Annotated in this window: 30 protein-coding genes; all 30 read left to right on the top strand. The window is 37.2% G+C overall.

Translation table 11 applies throughout. The features are described 5' to 3' along the window. Positions 1–17 precede the first annotated feature (17 nt). The 30 genes from rpsS (at position 18) to rpsI (ending at position 15,174) form a co-directional block, all read left to right on the top strand. A complete protein-coding gene (gene rpsS / locus F5ESL0230_RS06805; RefSeq protein WP_090092316.1) occupies positions 18–296 on the top strand; it encodes a 30S ribosomal protein S19 in 279 nt (92 codons plus the stop codon). 19 nt (positions 297–315) lie between these two features. Continuing rightward, positions 316–669, top strand: coding sequence for a 50S ribosomal protein L22 (gene rplV / locus F5ESL0230_RS06800; protein WP_090092314.1), 354 nt, complete (start codon positions 316–318; stop codon positions 667–669). 13 nt (positions 670–682) lie between these two features. Next, entirely contained in the window at positions 683–1,354 is a 672-nt protein-coding gene (gene rpsC / locus F5ESL0230_RS06795) for a 30S ribosomal protein S3 (RefSeq protein WP_090092312.1), read from the top strand. Next, positions 1,354–1,794 carry a 50S ribosomal protein L16 gene (gene rplP, locus F5ESL0230_RS06790; RefSeq protein ID WP_090092311.1) on the top strand — a complete coding sequence of 147 codons (441 nt, stop codon included), beginning with the start codon at positions 1,354–1,356 and terminating at the stop codon, positions 1,792–1,794. The genes rpsC and rplP overlap by 1 nt, the downstream gene beginning before the upstream one ends. Next, on the top strand, positions 1,784–1,981 hold the full coding sequence (rpmC, locus tag F5ESL0230_RS06785) for a 50S ribosomal protein L29 (protein ID WP_090092309.1): 198 nt from the start codon (positions 1,784–1,786) through the stop codon (positions 1,979–1,981). Before rplP ends, rpmC begins: the two co-directional genes overlap by 11 nt. An 18-nt stretch (positions 1,982–1,999) precedes the next feature. Further along, positions 2,000–2,266 carry a 30S ribosomal protein S17 gene (gene rpsQ, locus F5ESL0230_RS06780; RefSeq protein WP_090092308.1) on the top strand — a complete coding sequence of 89 codons (267 nt, stop codon included), beginning with the start codon at positions 2,000–2,002 and terminating at the stop codon, positions 2,264–2,266. Positions 2,267–2,297: 31 nt separating this feature from the next. Then, a complete protein-coding gene (gene rplN / locus F5ESL0230_RS06775) occupies positions 2,298–2,666 on the top strand; it encodes a 50S ribosomal protein L14 (RefSeq protein ID WP_090092306.1) in 369 nt (122 codons plus the stop codon). Between the two features lie 17 nt (positions 2,667–2,683). Then, entirely contained in the window at positions 2,684–2,932 is a 249-nt protein-coding gene (gene rplX / locus F5ESL0230_RS06770; protein ID WP_090092305.1) for a 50S ribosomal protein L24, read from the top strand. A gap of 14 nt (positions 2,933–2,946) precedes the next feature. Beyond that, the gene (rplE, locus tag F5ESL0230_RS06765; protein ID WP_090092303.1) at positions 2,947–3,489 is read left to right on the top strand and encodes a 50S ribosomal protein L5; all 543 of its coding nucleotides are present in this window, start codon (positions 2,947–2,949) and stop codon (positions 3,487–3,489) included. A gap of 12 nt (positions 3,490–3,501) precedes the next feature. Next, positions 3,502–3,687 carry a type Z 30S ribosomal protein S14 gene (locus tag F5ESL0230_RS06760; RefSeq protein ID WP_046307561.1) on the top strand — a complete coding sequence of 62 codons (186 nt, stop codon included), beginning with the start codon at positions 3,502–3,504 and terminating at the stop codon, positions 3,685–3,687. Positions 3,688–3,709: 22 nt separating this feature from the next. Beyond that, positions 3,710–4,108: a 30S ribosomal protein S8 gene (gene rpsH, locus F5ESL0230_RS06755; RefSeq protein ID WP_090092302.1), complete on the top strand. Its 399-nt coding sequence runs from the start codon at positions 3,710–3,712 to the stop codon at positions 4,106–4,108. A gap of 24 nt (positions 4,109–4,132) precedes the next feature. Beyond that, positions 4,133–4,663, top strand: a complete 531-nt coding sequence (gene rplF, locus F5ESL0230_RS06750; protein WP_090092300.1) for a 50S ribosomal protein L6 — start codon at positions 4,133–4,135, stop codon at positions 4,661–4,663. Positions 4,664–4,686: 23 nt separating this feature from the next. Continuing rightward, positions 4,687–5,046 (top strand): 50S ribosomal protein L18, encoded by a 360-nt coding sequence (gene rplR / locus F5ESL0230_RS06745; RefSeq protein ID WP_090092299.1) that lies wholly within the window; start codon positions 4,687–4,689, stop codon positions 5,044–5,046. 16 nt (positions 5,047–5,062) lie between these two features. Continuing rightward, positions 5,063–5,569 (top strand): 30S ribosomal protein S5, encoded by a 507-nt coding sequence (gene rpsE / locus F5ESL0230_RS06740; RefSeq protein WP_090092297.1) that lies wholly within the window; start codon positions 5,063–5,065, stop codon positions 5,567–5,569. Between the two features lie 12 nt (positions 5,570–5,581). Continuing rightward, on the top strand, positions 5,582–5,767 hold the full coding sequence (gene rpmD, locus F5ESL0230_RS06735) for a 50S ribosomal protein L30 (RefSeq protein ID WP_090092296.1): 186 nt from the start codon (positions 5,582–5,584) through the stop codon (positions 5,765–5,767). 23 nt (positions 5,768–5,790) lie between these two features. Next, positions 5,791–6,231, top strand: coding sequence for a 50S ribosomal protein L15 (gene rplO / locus F5ESL0230_RS06730; protein WP_122022136.1), 441 nt, complete (start codon positions 5,791–5,793; stop codon positions 6,229–6,231). After that, the gene (gene secY, locus F5ESL0230_RS06725; RefSeq protein WP_122022135.1) at positions 6,231–7,526 is read left to right on the top strand and encodes a preprotein translocase subunit SecY; all 1,296 of its coding nucleotides are present in this window, start codon (positions 6,231–6,233) and stop codon (positions 7,524–7,526) included. The genes rplO and secY overlap by 1 nt, the downstream gene beginning before the upstream one ends. A 10-nt stretch (positions 7,527–7,536) precedes the next feature. Then, a complete protein-coding gene (locus F5ESL0230_RS06720; RefSeq protein WP_122022134.1) occupies positions 7,537–8,193 on the top strand; it encodes an adenylate kinase in 657 nt (218 codons plus the stop codon). Positions 8,194–8,258: 65 nt separating this feature from the next. Next, entirely contained in the window at positions 8,259–8,480 is a 222-nt protein-coding gene (gene infA / locus F5ESL0230_RS06715) for a translation initiation factor IF-1 (protein WP_090092290.1), read from the top strand. 14 nt (positions 8,481–8,494) lie between these two features. Continuing rightward, a complete protein-coding gene (gene rpmJ / locus F5ESL0230_RS06710; RefSeq protein ID WP_046307548.1) occupies positions 8,495–8,611 on the top strand; it encodes a 50S ribosomal protein L36 in 117 nt (38 codons plus the stop codon). A gap of 23 nt (positions 8,612–8,634) precedes the next feature. Next, on the top strand, positions 8,635–8,985 hold the full coding sequence (rpsM, locus tag F5ESL0230_RS06705; protein ID WP_090092288.1) for a 30S ribosomal protein S13: 351 nt from the start codon (positions 8,635–8,637) through the stop codon (positions 8,983–8,985). 17 nt (positions 8,986–9,002) lie between these two features. Further along, the gene (gene rpsK / locus F5ESL0230_RS06700; protein ID WP_090092287.1) at positions 9,003–9,386 is read left to right on the top strand and encodes a 30S ribosomal protein S11; all 384 of its coding nucleotides are present in this window, start codon (positions 9,003–9,005) and stop codon (positions 9,384–9,386) included. Between the two features lie 45 nt (positions 9,387–9,431). Beyond that, a complete protein-coding gene (locus F5ESL0230_RS06695) occupies positions 9,432–10,370 on the top strand; it encodes a DNA-directed RNA polymerase subunit alpha (protein WP_122022133.1) in 939 nt (312 codons plus the stop codon). 26 nt (positions 10,371–10,396) lie between these two features. Continuing rightward, entirely contained in the window at positions 10,397–10,780 is a 384-nt protein-coding gene (gene rplQ / locus F5ESL0230_RS06690; protein ID WP_090092283.1) for a 50S ribosomal protein L17, read from the top strand. A 176-nt stretch (positions 10,781–10,956) separates the two neighbouring features. Further along, positions 10,957–11,808 carry an energy-coupling factor transporter ATPase gene (locus F5ESL0230_RS06685; RefSeq protein WP_122022132.1) on the top strand — a complete coding sequence of 284 codons (852 nt, stop codon included), beginning with the start codon at positions 10,957–10,959 and terminating at the stop codon, positions 11,806–11,808. Further along, a complete protein-coding gene (locus F5ESL0230_RS06680) occupies positions 11,784–12,629 on the top strand; it encodes an energy-coupling factor transporter ATPase (RefSeq protein WP_122022131.1) in 846 nt (281 codons plus the stop codon). Before F5ESL0230_RS06685 ends, F5ESL0230_RS06680 begins: the two co-directional genes overlap by 25 nt. Positions 12,630–12,633: 4 nt before the next feature. After that, on the top strand, positions 12,634–13,431 hold the full coding sequence (locus F5ESL0230_RS06675; protein ID WP_122022130.1) for an energy-coupling factor transporter transmembrane protein EcfT: 798 nt from the start codon (positions 12,634–12,636) through the stop codon (positions 13,429–13,431). After that, entirely contained in the window at positions 13,431–14,216 is a 786-nt protein-coding gene (gene truA, locus F5ESL0230_RS06670) for a tRNA pseudouridine(38-40) synthase TruA (RefSeq protein WP_122022129.1), read from the top strand. The genes F5ESL0230_RS06675 and truA overlap by 1 nt, the downstream gene beginning before the upstream one ends. 106 nt (positions 14,217–14,322) lie before the next feature. Beyond that, positions 14,323–14,766, top strand: coding sequence for a 50S ribosomal protein L13 (rplM, locus tag F5ESL0230_RS06665; RefSeq protein ID WP_122022128.1), 444 nt, complete (start codon positions 14,323–14,325; stop codon positions 14,764–14,766). A gap of 12 nt (positions 14,767–14,778) precedes the next feature. Further along, the gene (gene rpsI, locus F5ESL0230_RS06660) at positions 14,779–15,174 is read left to right on the top strand and encodes a 30S ribosomal protein S9 (protein ID WP_090092275.1); all 396 of its coding nucleotides are present in this window, start codon (positions 14,779–14,781) and stop codon (positions 15,172–15,174) included. Positions 15,175–15,205 lie beyond the last annotated feature (31 nt).

Here is a 15,205-nt window from a genome sequence, read left to right as displayed (position 1 = left end):
AGAAGGAGGGTTAATTAATGAGCCGTAGTATTAAAAAAGGGCCTTTTGCAGATGCATCATTGTTAAAGAAAGTTGATGCACAAGCTGATTCAGAAAAAAAACAGGTTATTAAGACTTGGTCACGTCGTTCAACTATTTTCCCTTCCTTTGTTGGGTTGACTATAGCTGTTTACGATGGTAGAAAACATGTTCCAGTTTATATTACTGAAGACATGGTTGGCCACAAATTAGGTGAATTTGTTCCAACGAGAACTTTCCATGGACACAAAGCATCTGACGACAAGGCTACAAGATAAAGAAAGGAGAAACACTTAAATGGCAGAACAAATTAGTTCAGCTAGGGCTGAAGCAAGAACTGTTCGGATTACTGCAAGAAAAGCACGTTTAGTCGTTGATTTGATTCGCGGTAAAGATGTTGCTGAAGCATTGGCAATCTTGCAATTTACGCCTAGAGCTGCTTCCCCAATCGTTGAAAAAGTTTTACGTTCAGCAATTGCAAACGCAGAACACAATTACGATCTCGAAAGTGCAAATTTATATGTATCAGAAGCATACGTCAATGAAGGAGCAACTTTAAAGAGATTTAGACCACGTGCCAAAGGTATGGCTTCTCCTATTAACAAGAGAACTAGTCATGTAGTTGTAGTAGTTTCAGAAAAGAACGATTAAGGGAGGTATATTAATGGGTCAAAAGATTAACCCAAATGGTTTTCGTCTCGGCGTAATTCGTGATTGGGAATCTAAATGGTATGCTGACAGAGGATACAAGGAAACCTTAAATGAAGACCTGCGCATCAGACAATTCATTTCTAAGAAATTAAAAGATGCCTCTGTTTCTACTATTGAAATTGAACGTGCAGCAAATAGAATCAATGTATCGATTAATACTGCTAAGCCAGGAATGGTAATCGGTAAAGGTGGTTCTGAAGTTGAAGCTTTAAGAAAAGAGTTAAATGCTTTAACTAAGAAGCAAGTTCAAGTAAATATTGTTGAGATTAAGAAGCCAGATTTAGATGCTAAATTAGTAGCTGAAAGTATCGCTAGTCAATTAGAAGCACGTATTGCATTTAGACGTGCAATGCGCCAAGCTACTCAAAGATCTATGCGTGCAGGAGCCAAAGGAATCAGAGTTCAAACTTCTGGTCGTTTAAATGGTGCTGACATGGCAAGAAGAGAGTGGCATACTGAAGGTCGTGTTCCATTACAGACATTGAGAGCTGACATTGACTATGCTTGGGTAAACGCATTTACCACTTATGGTGAAATTGGTGTTCAAGTATGGATTAACCGTGGTGAAATCTTACCTTCAAAGAGTAAGACACCTCGAAAAGCTGTGAAAGGAGGAAACAAATAATGCCTCTAGTACCAAAGCGAGTAAAACACCGTCGTGAATTCCGTGGAAAAATGCGCGGTGCTGCTAAAGGTGGAAAAACCATTGCTTTTGGTGAGTATGGTTTGGAAGCCCTTGAATCACATTGGATTACTAATCAACAAATCGAAGCTGCTCGTGTTGCGATGACTCGTTACATGAAGCGTGGTGGTAAAGTTTGGATTAGAATTTTCCCTCAAAAGTCATACACTGCTAAAGGTGTTGGTGTACGTATGGGTTCTGGTAAAGGTGCACCAGCCGGTTGGGTAGCTGTTGTTAAGAGAGAAAAAATAATGTTTGAAATTGGTGGTGTTAGTGAAGCAACCGCTCGTGAAGCTTTAAGACTTGCAGCAACTAAATTACCAATTAAGTGTAAATTTGTGACTAAAAGTTCGGAAGTAGGTGGCAATTCTAATGAAGGCTAAGGATATTAGAGCACTAACCAATGATCAGATGTTAGATAAGGAAAAGCAATATAAAGAAGAACTTTTTAATTTGCGTTTTCAACAAGCAACGGGTCAATTAGAAAATACCGCTCGCCTAAGTAAAGTCCGCAAAAATATCGCTAGAATTAAAACAATTCTTAGCGAAGAAGCATTAAAAAACGATTAGTGGAAGGGAGTTATTAACTTGAGCGAATCAATCGAAAGAAATCGTCGTCACGTATATCAAGGTCGAGTAATTTCTGATAAGAATGATAAAACTATTACTGTAGTAGTTGATACTTACAAGAATCACCCTGTATACAAAAAGCGTACAAGATATTCAAAGAAATATTACGCACAAGATGAAAATAATGAAGCTAAAGTTGGCGATACTGTTCGTATCATGGAAACTCGTCCATTATCTCGTACAAAACGCTTTCGTTTAGTTGAAATTGTTAAGAAATCTGTTTAACTTGCGGATTTAGTGAGGGGAGGATTATATAGTGATTCAAAATGAATCCCGTTTGAAGGTTGCTGATAACTCAGGTGCCAGAGAACTTTTAGTTATTAGAGTCTTAGGTGGTTCAAAGCGTAAGACTGGTAACATTGGCGATATCGTGGTAGCAACAGTTAAACAAGCAACACCAGGTGGCGTTGTCAAAAAAGGCGACGTTGTTAAAGCTGTTATTGTTAGAACAAAATCAGGCGCACGTCGTGAAGATGGTTCATACATCAAGTTTGATGAAAATGCCGGCGTTGTAATTAATGCAGATAAGAGCCCACGTGGTACTCGTATCTTTGGGCCTGTTGCACGTGAGTTACGTGAGCACGACTTTATGAAGATCGTCTCTCTTGCTCCAGAAGTCTTATAATTAAGTGAGGTGCACTGATGTTTGTTAAAACTGGTGACAAAGTAAAAGTTATTGCCGGAAAAGATAAGGGTAAAGAAGGTATTGTTCTTTCAGTTAACGTTAAAAAGAACCGTGTGGTTGTTAAGGGCGTTAATACAATAAAAAAACACCAAAAACCTTCGCAAACCAATGCAAATGGTGGTGTAGTTGAATCAGAAGGTTCAATTCATGCATCTAATGTTAAGGTTATTGCTAAATCTGAAAGCAAAAAAGAAACTAAAAAGTAGAAGGGAGGACACAAATGGCAAATTATTTAGCTAAAGAATATAAAGAAAAGATTGTTCCTGCATTGCAAGAAAAGTTTGATTACAGTTCAGTTATGCAAGTACCTAAGATTGAAAAAATCGTTTTAAACATGGGTGTTGGTGATGCTGTTTCCAATGCTAAAACTTTGGATGAGGCTGTTGATGAGTTAACTTTGATTTCTGGTCAAAAACCATTAGTTACCAAAGCTAAGAAATCAATTGCGAACTTCCGCTTGCGTGAAGGTATGTCTATTGGTGCTAAGGTAACACTTAGAGGAGATAGAATGTATGACTTCTTATACAAGTTGATTAGTGTTTCACTTCCTCGTGTTCGTGACTTCCGTGGTGTTTCAAGTCGTTCATTTGATGGTCGAGGCAACTATACTTTAGGTATTAAGGAACAATTGATTTTCCCAGAAATTGACTTTGATAAGGTTAATCGGACTAGGGGTTTGGATGTTGTTATCGTAACTACTGCCAACACTGATGAAGAAGCGCGTGAGCTTTTAAGTCAATTTGGTATGCCGTTTGCAAAATAATGGAGGACACTAATGGCTAAAACGTCACAAAAAATTAGAAATCATCGTCCTGCTAAGTTTTCTTCACGTGAATATACTCGTTGCGAGAGATGTGGTCGCCCACACTCTGTGTATCGTAAATTTGGCTTATGCCGTATTTGCTTGAAGGATTTAGCTCACAAGGGTCAGATCCCAGGTCTTAAAAAGGCTAGTTGGTAATACGGTTAGGAGGATAGCATAAATGGTCATGACAGATCCGATCGCAGATTACTTGACAAGAATTAGGAATGCTAATATGGCAAAGCATAGTTCTGTTGAAATTCCTGCATCAAACATAAAAAAATCTATTTCAGAAATTTTGAAACGCGAAGGCTTCATCCGTGATTACGAAGTTACTGATGACAATAAGCAAGGTATTATCAAGATTTTCTTGAAATATGGTCCAGACGGAGAACGTGTCATTTCAGGCTTAAAGCGTATTTCTAAGCCAGGTCTTAGAAACTATGTTAGTGCTGAAAATTTACCTAAGGTTCTTAACGGATTAGGTATCGCCATCGTTTCAACTTCTGCTGGTGTAATTACCGATAAAGAAGCAAGACAAAAAGATGTTGGTGGCGAAGTTATCGCTTACGTTTGGTAATTCTGACAGAAAGGAGAACAATCAATGAGCCGGATAGGTTTAAAAATAATTGAAGTCCCAGATAGTGTCACTGTTACCAAAGAAGGTGACAATATCACTGTCAAAGGTCCTAAGGGTGAATTAACTAGATATTTTGATCCAAAAATTACCTTTAACCAAGAAGATGGCAAAATCACTTTTTCACGTTCAAGTGAAAGCGATAAGGCACTTCATGGTACTGAAAGAGCTAACTTAGCTTCAATGGTTGAAGGTGTAGTTAATGGTTACAAGAAGACTTTGAAGTTAATCGGTGTTGGTTATCGAGCAACTACTCAAGGTGATAAATTAACTTTAAACGTTGGTTATTCACACCCAGTTGAAATGACTGCGCCAGAAGGTGTTTCTGTAAAAGCTACTTCAGCAACTGAAATTGAAGTAGAAGGAATTTCAAAGCAAAATGTTGGACAATTTGCGGCTGAAATTCGTGATGTACGTCCACCAGAGCCTTATAAGGGTAAAGGTATTCGTTATGTTGATGAATATGTACGTCGCAAAGAAGGTAAAACAGGTAAATAATAGATAAATTTTGAGGTGAAATTGTGATTTCTAAACCAGATAAGAATAAATTGCGCTTAAAGCGTCATAAACGTATTCGTAGCAAGATTTCTGGTACTGCTGAGCGCCCACGCTTAAGTGTTTTCCGTTCAAACAAAAACATCTACGCTCAATTAATTGATGACGTAGCGGGTGTCACGCTAGCAAGTGCCTCAACTTTAGATGCTTCCATTGCTAAGGATTCAACTAAAGTAGAACAGGCTCAAGCTGTTGGTAAAGCAATTGCTGAAGCAGCTAAAAGTAAAAATATTTCAAATATTGTATTTGATAGAAGTGGTTACTTATACCACGGCCGTATTTCTGCTTTGGCAGATGCCGCTCGTGAAAATGGATTAGATTTCTAAGGAAGGAGAATAATACATGGCAAACCGCAACGATTCTCGTAATAATCGCAGAAATAAAGACGACATCGAAGATCAGTTAGTAGCAATTAATCGTGTTACCAAGGTTGTCAAAGGTGGACAACGAATGAGATTTGCCGCCTTGGTAATCGTTGGCGACAAAAAAGGTCGTGTCGGCTTTGGTACTGGTAAGGCTCAAGAAGTCCCAGAAGCAATCCGTAAGGCCGTTGAAGCTGGTAAGAAGAATATGATTACTGTTCCAACAGTTGGAACAACTATTCCCCATGAAGTAATTGGTCACTATGGCTCAGGAAGCATTTTATTTAAGCCTGCTCCAGCCGGATCTGGAGTTGCTGCTGGTGGTGCTGTTCGTATCGTTATGGATATGGCTGGTATTGCAGACGTTACTTCTAAGTCATTAGGTTCAAATACTCCAATTAATGTTGTGCGTGCAGCAATTGATGGATTAAAGAAACTTAGAACTAGTGAAGATGTTGAAAAGCTTCGTCACGCAGATTTAGATTAGGGAGACTTATAAATGACTGAATTAAAAGTTACTTTAATTAGAAGTGCTGCGCACCGTCTACCTGACCAAAGAAAAATCGTTAAAGCTCTTGGCTTGGGTAGAATCAATAGTACAGTAACTTTACCAGATAACGCTACTACACGTGGTGCGTTAATGAAAATTGCTCATTTGATCTCTGTTGAAGAGACAACTAAATAATTAAATAAGGAGGTGCCGAATTAATGAAGCTTCATGAATTACATGCTGCTGAAGGTTCACGCAATACTAGAAAACGTGTTGGACGTGGTACTTCAAGTGGTTACGGAAAAACTTCTGGCCGTGGACAAAAGGGACAATTATCCCGTCAAGGTGGTCATACACGTTTAGGTTTTGAAGGTGGGCAAATGCCACTATTCAGAACCATGCCTAAACGTGGTTTTAAGAATGTTAACCGTAAAGAATACGCAATTATTAATTTAGACGACTTAAACAAATTTAAAGATGATAGTGAAGTAACTGTTGCTAGTCTTAAAGAAGTTGGCTTGGTAAAGAAAGAATTATCAGGTGTCAAGTTACTTGCTAAAGGTGAGTTAAAAGTCAAGTTAAATGTAAAGGTTAATAAAGTTTCCGCAGCTGCGAAAAAGGCAGTTGAAGCTGCCGGCGGATCTGTTGAGGTGATCTAATGTTTTCGACTTTGAAGAACGCCTTTAAGGATAAAGAAATAAGAAATAAAATTTATTTTACACTCTTTATTCTTTTGCTATATCGCATTGGAGCTAACATTACTGTTCCAGGTGTTAATGCAAAAGCGATCACTCAGGTTGCACAAACTGGCCTAGTTCCAATGCTAGATACTGTTTCTGGTGGTGGATTAGATACTTACTCTATTTTTTCTCTAGGAGTTTCCCCGTATATTACAGCACAAATTGTTATTCAATTATTACAAATGGATATTATTCCAACTTTAGTTGAATGGGGAAAGCAAGGTGAAGTTGGACGGCGTAAGACTAATCAAGTCACTAGATGGCTTTCATTATTTGTGGCATTCGTTCAAAGTGTTGGAATTACTCTTGGCTTTAACGCTTTGACACAAATGGGGCTTGTTAAGTCACAAACGCCACAAACCTATGCTGAAATTGCAATAATCATGACAGCAGGAACAATGCTGTTAACTTGGCTTGGTGATGAAATTACTGATAAAGGTCTGGGAAATGGTGTTTCAGTTATAATTTTTGCTGGTATTATAGCTCGACTTCCACGTGGTCTTTGGCAGTTATATAAAGATGAAATTATCAATAATAGTGCAACTGATCGTTGGCAAGGTGTTGTGTTCTTCATTGCGATTATCATTGCAGTACTTGTCGTAACACAAATAGTTACGTGGGTTGAACAAGCAGATCGTCGTATTCCAATACAATACACTAAACGTGCGACTGTAAGTGGCTCTGAAAGTTTCTTGCCATTAAAAGTTAATGTTTCAGGTGTTATCCCTGTAATTTTTGCTAGTTCATTCATCATCACTCCAGCAACAATTTTAATGGCCTTTCAAAGATCTCAAGGTGACCAGCAATGGTACAAAATAATGACTAATATTTTTAGTATGCAAACTACGACTGGCGTAATAATTTATACACTCTTAATAGTATTGTTTACATTCTTTTATGCTTTTGTTCAGGTTAATCCTGAAAAGCTATCAAAGAATTTACAAAAACAAGGAGCTTATATTCCAAGCGTTTGGCCAGGTAAAGATACACAGGATTATGTTTCTAAGCTTTTAATAAAGTTGTCAACAGTTGGTTCTGTTTTCTTAGGCTTAGTTGCCTTACTACCACAGCTTGCTACTAACTTTTGGGACTTACCAAGTTCAATAGGTCTAGGAGGTACTAGTCTTTTAATTGTAATTGGGGTTGTTTTGGAATTATCTCGCCAAATTAACGGATTGTTAATGAAGAGAGAGTACGTTGGATTCATTAGATAGGAACAAATAAATGATTAACTTATTTCTTTTAGGATTACCGGGTGCTGGCAAGGGTACAGTATCAGAACAAATTGTCGATAAATATCATCTAACTCATATTTCAACTGGGGATATGTTTAGAGAAGCAATGGCTAATGAGACCAAAGTTGGTCTTGAAGCTAAAAGTTATATTGATAAAGGTGATCTAGTACCCGATGAAGTTACTGCTAGGCTAGTAGAGGAACGTTTAAATCAGCCTGACATCAAAGAAGGGTATATTTTAGATGGTTTCCCAAGAACAATTGTTCAGACAGAAGCTTTAGAAGGCATAACTAAGCGACTTAACAAGCCTTTGACTAAAGTTATTTCATTAGAAGTTAAAGAAGAAACCTTGGTTAGTCGGCTATCAGCACGCTTTATGTGCAAAAAGTGTGGCGCAACTTATAATAAGATTACTAAGATGCCTAAAGTTGAAGGTATTTGTGATCGTTGTGGTAGCCATGAATTTTATCAACGTGAAGATGATAAGCCTGAAGTAGTAAAGAATCGTTTACAAGTTAATGAAAAAATGAATACACCTTTGAAAGACTATTATCAAAAGAATGGTTTGCTGACTATTGTTAATGGTGAACAAACTCCAGAAAAAGTCTTTGAACAAGTTGATGCGGTATTAAGTAAAAAGGAATAATTTGTATATTTATTTATCCGTGTTATAATTTCAAAGAATGACTGTTTAAATGCGGAGGAACAGCTTTGGCAAAAGATGATGTCATTGAAGTAAAGGGTAAAGTAGTTGATACTTTACCTAATGCTATGTTTAAAGTTGAATTGGAAAATGGGGCTGAAATTTTAGCACACGTTTCCGGTAAGATTAGAATGCATTATATTCGTATCTTACCAGGAGATCGCGTGACTGTAGAACTTTCTCCTTACGATTTAACAAAAGGTAGAATTACTTATCGGTTTATAAAATAATAACGGAGGGAAACATGAAGGTTAGACCATCTGTTAAACCAATGTGTGAACATTGTAAGATTATTAAAAGACATGGTCGTGTAATGGTTATTTGCCCTGCAAATCCAAAACACAAGCAGCGTCAAGGTTAAAAATAAAATAGGAGGTGCAATTTATGGCACGTATTGCTGGTGTTGACTTACCAAGAGATAAAAGAATAGTTGTTGCATTAACATATATTTATGGTATTGGTGAACCAACAGCTCAGAAAATTTGTGCGGATGCTGGTGTTTCTGAAGACATACGTTCAAAAGATTTGACTCCAGATGATCAAGAAAAGCTTCGCGCAGAAGTTGATAAATACCGTGTTGAAGGTGACTTACGTAGAGAAGTCAGCATGAATATCAAACGGTTAATTGATATTGGTTCTTACCGTGGTATGCGTCACCGCCGTGGACTCCCAGTTCGTGGTCAAAATACCAAGAATAACGCACGTACTCGTAAGGGTAGTAAGAAGAATAAATAAAATAAGGAGGTTTATTGATGCCTAAAACAGCACGTAAGCGTCGTGTGAAGAAGCACGTTGAAAAAGGCGTTGCTCACATTCATTCTACGTTTAATAATACTTTAGTCATGATTACCGACGTTCAAGGTAATGCAATTGCTTGGTCATCAGCCGGAGCTTTGGGCTTTAAAGGTAGTCGTAAGTCTACACCATTTGCAGCACAAATGGCTGGCGAGGCAGCTGCTAAGAGTGCCATGGATCAAGGTATGAAGCATGTAGAAGTTTCAGTTAAGGGTCCTGGTGCTGGTCGTGAATCTGCTATTAGATCACTGCAAGCTGCTGGGTTGGAAATTACTGCAATTCGTGATGTCACCCCAGTTCCTCACAATGGTTCTAGACCACCAAAACGTCGTCGTGTCTAATTTTTTTCTTAATAAAAGACGTTGCGTTTTGAAAGGGGTCTAGTAATGATTGAATTTGAAAAGCCAAATATTACCGTCGTGGACCAAGAGAAGTCTTATGGTAAATTTGTTATTGAACCACTTGAACGAGGCTTTGGTACTACTTTAGGTAACTCATTACGTAGAGTTTTACTAACATCTATTCCAGGTACAGGATTAGTATATGTTCAAATTGATGATGTCTTGCACGAATTTTCAACCGTTCCTGGTGTAAAAGAAGACGTTGCCAAAATAATTCTGAACCTGAAGAAGCTTGAATTAAAGTCTTTTTCAGATGAACAAAAAATTATTGAAATTGACGTTGAAGGTCCAGCAGTTGTAACTGCTGATGACTTTAAGGTTGACGCTGATATTCAAATATTAAATCCTGACCAATATATTTGTACCATTGCAGACGGTGGACATTTGCATATGCAAGTTGCCGTTAAGAATGGTCGTGGTTATGTTGCAGCAAGCGACAATAAGAGTGAAGACATGCCAATTGGTGTTATTCCGGTTGATTCTCTTTTTTCACCAATCGAAAAAGTTAATTACCAAGTTGAATCAACTCGTGTTGGTAAGAGAGACGATTTTGACAAGCTCACTTTAGAGATTTGGACTGATGGTTCAATCAAGCCTAATGACGCCCTAAGTTTTGCTGCCAAAATTTTGGCAGAGCACTTTAAAGTGTTTGAAAATGCTGATACAAGTACAAAATTTAACGATGTAATGGTTGAAAAAGAAGACGATACAGCAGAGAAAAAGCTTGAAATGACGATTGAAGAGCTTGACCTTTCTGTTCGTTCTTATAACTGTCTTAAGCGAGCAGGCATTAATACTCTGCAAGAATTAACCGACAAAACAGAAGCAGACATGATGCGTGTACGTAACTTAGGCCGAAAATCATTAGAAGAAGTTAAAAATAAATTAGCTGACCTAGGACTTTCACTTCGTCAAGAAGATTAACTGAAAAATAAAAGGAGGTAAACTGAATGGCATACCGTAAATTAGGTTGGGATAGTGCACATAGAAAAGCAATGCTTAGAGAGATGACTACCCAATTAATTATGAATGAACGCATTGTTACTACTGAAACTCGTGCTAAAGAAGTACGCAGAACTGCCGAAAAGATGATTACTTTAGGTAAACGTGGTGACTTAGCAGCTAGAAGAAAAGCTGCTGCCTTTGTTCGTAATGAAGTTGCTGACATCCATGAAGAAAAAGATGCAGTTGTTGTTAAATCAGCTTTGCAAAAACTTTTCAGTGATATCGCACCTCGTTACAAAGATCGTAATGGTGGTTATACCAGAATTATGAAGTTAGCCACTGCTCGTAAGGGTGATGGTGCTCCAATGGTTATTTTGGAATTAGTTTAATTTGAGAGTAACCAAAACTTAATAGCTATTAAGAATTATCCATGAGAGTGAGAATAAGCGTTAGGATGATGACGAAAGTTTAGTCTAGCTTAGGTAATGCATATTATCCCTCCTCATGGGTGATTTTTTTTGCTTTTTTTTGGTACAATTAACTCATACCTTAGGAGGCCAAAAGCATGACGATAGATAATATTATTAAAATTAGAAATGTGAGTTTTACTTATCCTGATGCTAAAGAGCCCGCAATTAATAATGTGACTTTTGACATTGAAAGAGGTTCATGGACTTCTATAATTGGACATAATGGAAGTGGTAAGTCGACTATTATTCGTTTAATAAATGGGTTACTTGATGCGGACGAAAATGCTAATTCTAAAATTGAAGTTGATGGAATTCGGCTCACCCAAAAAACTGTTTGGGATATACGGGACCGTGTGGGGGTTGTTTTTCAAAATCCTGATAATCAATTCGTCGGTGCGACAGTTGCAGATGATGTGGCTTTTGGATTAGAAAATCGAGGGGTTTCTCGCTTAGAAATGACGAAAATTGTTCCTAAAGCAATTGCAGCTGTTGGAATGAGTGAATATGCAGATGCAGAACCAGGTTCTCTTTCTGGCGGGCAAAAGCAAAGAGTGGCGATTGCAGGTATTATTGCCATTAAGCCTAAAATTATTATTTTAGATGAGGCCACATCTATGTTAGATCCCGATGGAAGAAGTCAGGTGTTGCAAGTTGTACAGCAAATGAAAGACAAATATGGACTAACTGTGATTGCAATTACACATGATATTGATGAAACAGCTTTAGCCGATCAAGTACTGGTAATGAATGATGGTCAGATAGTAACTCAGGGAAAACCTGAGTATGTTTTTAAAAAAACTAAGTTATTAAATGAACTAGGACTGACTGTACCATTTTTTCAACAAGTAAAGAAAGATTTGCAGAGCAATGCGATAAATATACCGGATACTATAAATTCAGAAAAAGAGTTGATTAATTACTTATGTCAATTAAATTCCAAAAAGTGAGTTATGTTTATTCACAAGGTTCTCCCCTTGAAAAAAAAGGACTAGATAATGTTAGTTTTGAGTTAAAAGATAATTCTTTTACAGCAATTATTGGTCATACTGGCAGTGGTAAGTCGACTTTAATGCAACATTTTAATGCACTATTAAAGCCCACTAGTGGGCAAATCGAAATTGCGGGTAGTCTTATAACACCAGAAACTACTGATAAGCATTTAAAAAAATTACGGCGGCATGTCAGTTTAGTTTTTCAATTTCCAGAAACACAGTTATTTGAAAATACAGTTCTTGATGATATTGCTTTTGGACCTAAAAACTTTGGCTATGATTCAGAAAAAGCAAAAGCTAGTGCGCAAATGTGGTTAGACCGAGTTGGATTACCAAAAGATATTGCTAATAGGTCACCCTTTGAATTATCAGGTGGGCAAATGAGACGGGTAGCAATTGCAGGAGTATTGGCCTATGAACCTGAAATTCTTTGCTTGGATGAACCAGGAGTTGGTCTTGATCCACGTGCCAGAGCAAAAATGATGCAACTTTTCTTTGAATATCAAAAAGCTGGCCATACTATTATTTTAGTTACGCACAATATGGATGATGTTGTAGAGTATGCCGATGATGTCCTAGTGATGGAAAAGGGACGCTTAATTAAGCATGATATACCGCAAAAAATATTTAATGATCGTAGCTGGTTAAAAAAGCATTACTTGGATGAACCAAGGGCATCATTGTTTGCTTCGCAACTAACGAATTACACATTTACTGATTTACCGCTAACAAAAAAAGAATTGATAGCCGGAATCAAGTATAATTTAAGGAAGTGAGCTTGTGAATAAAATTTTGATTGGCCGCTACATTGCTGGTGACTCGATAGTTTACAAAATGGATCCGCGCGGAAAGTTAGTTGCGACTATTCTTTTTATTTTTGTGATTTTTTTAGCTAATAATCCAGCTACTTATGCAATCCTGACAATTTTTAGTTTAGTAGCAGTTGCTGCTACAAAATTAAAAGGTAAAGTATTTTGGGATGGGGTAAAACCAATCATTTGGCTAATCCTCTTCACGTCATTGTTACAATTATTCTTTACCGTAGGTGGCAAAGTATATTGGCAATGGATGATGTTGGCGATTTCAAGTTATGGTATTATCAATGCAATTTATATTTTTATCCGTTTTACGCTTATTGTCTTAATTTCAACAGTTATGACAGTTACAACTATGCCCTTAGAAATTGCTGATGCGATTGAATGGTTATTAACACCGCTGAAATTGCTTAAGGTTCCAGTTGATAAAATTGCTTTGGTAATGTCAATTGCCTTAAGATTCGTGCCGACTTTATTTGACCAAACTTTTAAAATTATGAATGCCCAACGTGCACGGGGTGCAGATTTTAATAATGGCGGTTTGATAACTCGGGCTAAGGCAATTACGCCTCTTTTGGTTCCTCTTTTTATTAGTTCTCTTGAAACGGCAATTGATTTAGCAACTGCAATGGAATCGCGCGGCTATCGCGGTGATCAAGGGCGCACTAGATATCGAATATTGCAGTGGTCATTATATGATTTAATTAATTTGGTTTATTTTATAATTTTAGTTATTTTATTATTAATATTTAGGACACATTAATGAAAACAAGATATAAGATGACTTTAGCCTATGATGGGCATTTATTTCATGGCTTTCAATCCCAGCCACACCAGCGCACTATTCAAAAGACAATTGAAGCAGCGCTTATTAAAATGACTAAGGGAGAAATGGTTCCAATTGAAGGATCTGGTAGAACTGATGCTGGCGTCCATGCTTATGACCAAGTTATTCATTTTGATTATCCTGGCAATAAAATTGCAGCCGAGCGAATGATTTATGCCCTCAATTCAATGATGCCATTAGACATTATTTTTAAAAAATGTGAAATTGTTGATCCAAGTTTTCACGTTCGCTATAGCGCTAAAGGCAAGTGGTATCGCTATCGAATGAGTTTAGATCGCTTTGTTGATCCATTTAAGCGCTTTTATACGGGGCACTATCCTTACCCCATTGACGTAGAAAAAATAAAAATTGCTGCTCAAGATTTAGTTGGGACACATGATTTTACGAGTTTTACTGCTAGTGGTGGTCAAATTAAGAATAAAGTTCGTACAATGTATTATACTGATGTTAATTTTGACCAGGAGGCCAATGAGTTAATATTTGATTTTATTTGTTCTGGATTTTTATATAATATGGTTCGGATTTTAGTAGCAACGTTATTAGAAATAGGTAATGGCAAACGACCAGTTAATGATATACCGCGGATAATAAAAGCTAAAGATCGTAATCAGGTTCGAGAAACGGCACAAGCAAATGGTCTCTATCTATACCACGTTTTCTATGAGGATGTTCCAATAAAATATCGGCAAGACAGTAAATAATATTGACTTTTTTTATAAAAGGACGTATTCTAATATGGTATGTTTGTCCACGATAGGCCCCGGAATCTTATTGTTTTCAAACAACGTATAAACGGAGGAAATTAAATTGCGTACTACACAATTAGCAAAACCTAATGAAATTGAACGTAAGTGGTATGTTATTGACGCAACAGATGTCTCTCTAGGACGTCTGTCTACAGCAGTAGCAACTATTTTGAGAGGCAAAAATAAGCCTCAATATACACCTAATGTTGACACTGGTGATAACGTTATTATTATTAACGCTGCCAAGATTAAGTTGACAGGTAAGAAAGCTACTGACAAAATTTACTACCACCACTCTGGTTATCTTGGTGGCATTAAGGCCACTCCAGCTGGTGAATTACTTACTAATAACCCAGTTAGATTAGTTGAATTGTCAGTTAAGGGGATGCTTCCAAAGAATACTCTTGGTCATCAAGAATTTATGAAGATGCATGTTTATGCTGATGCTGAACACAAGCATGAAGCACAAAAACCTGAAGCATTAGACATTAACAAGTTAATCTAGGAGGTTACATAAATGGCACAACAAGTTGCATATGCAGGTACTGGTCGCCGTAAAAATTCAGTTGCGCGTGTACGCTTAGTACCAGGCACTGGTAAGATCACTGTTAATAATAAAGATATTGATCAATATATTCCATTCCCTAACTTAGTTAAGGATTTGAAGCAACCATTGACTTTGACTGAAACTGAAAATCAATACGATGTTAAAGTTAACGTTAATGGTGGGGGTTTTTCAGGTCAAGCTGGTGCAATTCGTTTGGGAATTGCACGTGCTTTACTTGAAGTTGATCCAGATTTCCGTAGCCCATTAAAGAAGGCTGGCTTCTTAACTCGTGATCCGAGAATGGTTGAAAGAAAGAAACCAGGTTTGAAGAAAGCCCGTAAAGCTTCACAATTTAGTAAGCGTTAATTCTTTATTGAATTTATACTGGTTAATTACT

This window comes from Lactobacillus sp. ESL0230 (assembly GCF_003692805.1).
GTDB lineage: Bacteria > Bacillota > Bacilli > Lactobacillales > Lactobacillaceae > Lactobacillus > Lactobacillus bombicola.
Note: the sequence above shows the minus strand (reverse complement) of the source record. Positions and strands in the feature narration are given on the sequence as shown.

What these genes read in the sequence shown, in the direction of transcription:
- secY (WP_122022135.1), top strand. Translation starts at nt 6,231, where the DNA reads ATGTTTTCGACTTTGAAGAACGCCTTTAAGGATAAAGAAATAAGAAAT.
- rpmD (WP_090092296.1), top strand. Translation starts at nt 5,582, where the DNA reads ATGACTGAATTAAAAGTTACTTTAATTAGAAGTGCTGCGCACCGTCTA.
- rpsE (WP_090092297.1), top strand. Translation starts at nt 5,063, where the DNA reads ATGGCAAACCGCAACGATTCTCGTAATAATCGCAGAAATAAAGACGAC.
- rpmJ (WP_046307548.1), top strand. Translation starts at nt 8,495, where the DNA reads ATGAAGGTTAGACCATCTGTTAAACCAATGTGTGAACATTGTAAGATT.
- rplP (WP_090092311.1), top strand. Translation starts at nt 1,354, where the DNA reads ATGCCTCTAGTACCAAAGCGAGTAAAACACCGTCGTGAATTCCGTGGA.
- rpmC (WP_090092309.1), top strand. Translation starts at nt 1,784, where the DNA reads ATGAAGGCTAAGGATATTAGAGCACTAACCAATGATCAGATGTTAGAT.
- rplV (WP_090092314.1), top strand. Translation starts at nt 316, where the DNA reads ATGGCAGAACAAATTAGTTCAGCTAGGGCTGAAGCAAGAACTGTTCGG.
- F5ESL0230_RS06680 (WP_122022131.1), top strand. Translation starts at nt 11,784, where the DNA reads ATGTCAATTAAATTCCAAAAAGTGAGTTATGTTTATTCACAAGGTTCT.
- F5ESL0230_RS06685 (WP_122022132.1), top strand. Translation starts at nt 10,957, where the DNA reads ATGACGATAGATAATATTATTAAAATTAGAAATGTGAGTTTTACTTAT.
- rpsH (WP_090092302.1), top strand. Translation starts at nt 3,710, where the DNA reads ATGGTCATGACAGATCCGATCGCAGATTACTTGACAAGAATTAGGAAT.
- rplE (WP_090092303.1), top strand. Translation starts at nt 2,947, where the DNA reads ATGGCAAATTATTTAGCTAAAGAATATAAAGAAAAGATTGTTCCTGCA.
- F5ESL0230_RS06720 (WP_122022134.1), top strand. Translation starts at nt 7,537, where the DNA reads ATGATTAACTTATTTCTTTTAGGATTACCGGGTGCTGGCAAGGGTACA.
- rplX (WP_090092305.1), top strand. Translation starts at nt 2,684, where the DNA reads ATGTTTGTTAAAACTGGTGACAAAGTAAAAGTTATTGCCGGAAAAGAT.
- truA (WP_122022129.1), top strand. Translation starts at nt 13,431, where the DNA reads ATGAAAACAAGATATAAGATGACTTTAGCCTATGATGGGCATTTATTT.
- rplF (WP_090092300.1), top strand. Translation starts at nt 4,133, where the DNA reads ATGAGCCGGATAGGTTTAAAAATAATTGAAGTCCCAGATAGTGTCACT.
- rplO (WP_122022136.1), top strand. Translation starts at nt 5,791, where the DNA reads ATGAAGCTTCATGAATTACATGCTGCTGAAGGTTCACGCAATACTAGA.
- rpsS (WP_090092316.1), top strand. Translation starts at nt 18, where the DNA reads ATGAGCCGTAGTATTAAAAAAGGGCCTTTTGCAGATGCATCATTGTTA.
- F5ESL0230_RS06695 (WP_122022133.1), top strand. Translation starts at nt 9,432, where the DNA reads ATGATTGAATTTGAAAAGCCAAATATTACCGTCGTGGACCAAGAGAAG.
- rpsK (WP_090092287.1), top strand. Translation starts at nt 9,003, where the DNA reads ATGCCTAAAACAGCACGTAAGCGTCGTGTGAAGAAGCACGTTGAAAAA.
- rpsI (WP_090092275.1), top strand. Translation starts at nt 14,779, where the DNA reads ATGGCACAACAAGTTGCATATGCAGGTACTGGTCGCCGTAAAAATTCA.
- rpsM (WP_090092288.1), top strand. Translation starts at nt 8,635, where the DNA reads ATGGCACGTATTGCTGGTGTTGACTTACCAAGAGATAAAAGAATAGTT.
- F5ESL0230_RS06760 (WP_046307561.1), top strand. Translation starts at nt 3,502, where the DNA reads ATGGCTAAAACGTCACAAAAAATTAGAAATCATCGTCCTGCTAAGTTT.
- rpsC (WP_090092312.1), top strand. Translation starts at nt 683, where the DNA reads ATGGGTCAAAAGATTAACCCAAATGGTTTTCGTCTCGGCGTAATTCGT.
- rplQ (WP_090092283.1), top strand. Translation starts at nt 10,397, where the DNA reads ATGGCATACCGTAAATTAGGTTGGGATAGTGCACATAGAAAAGCAATG.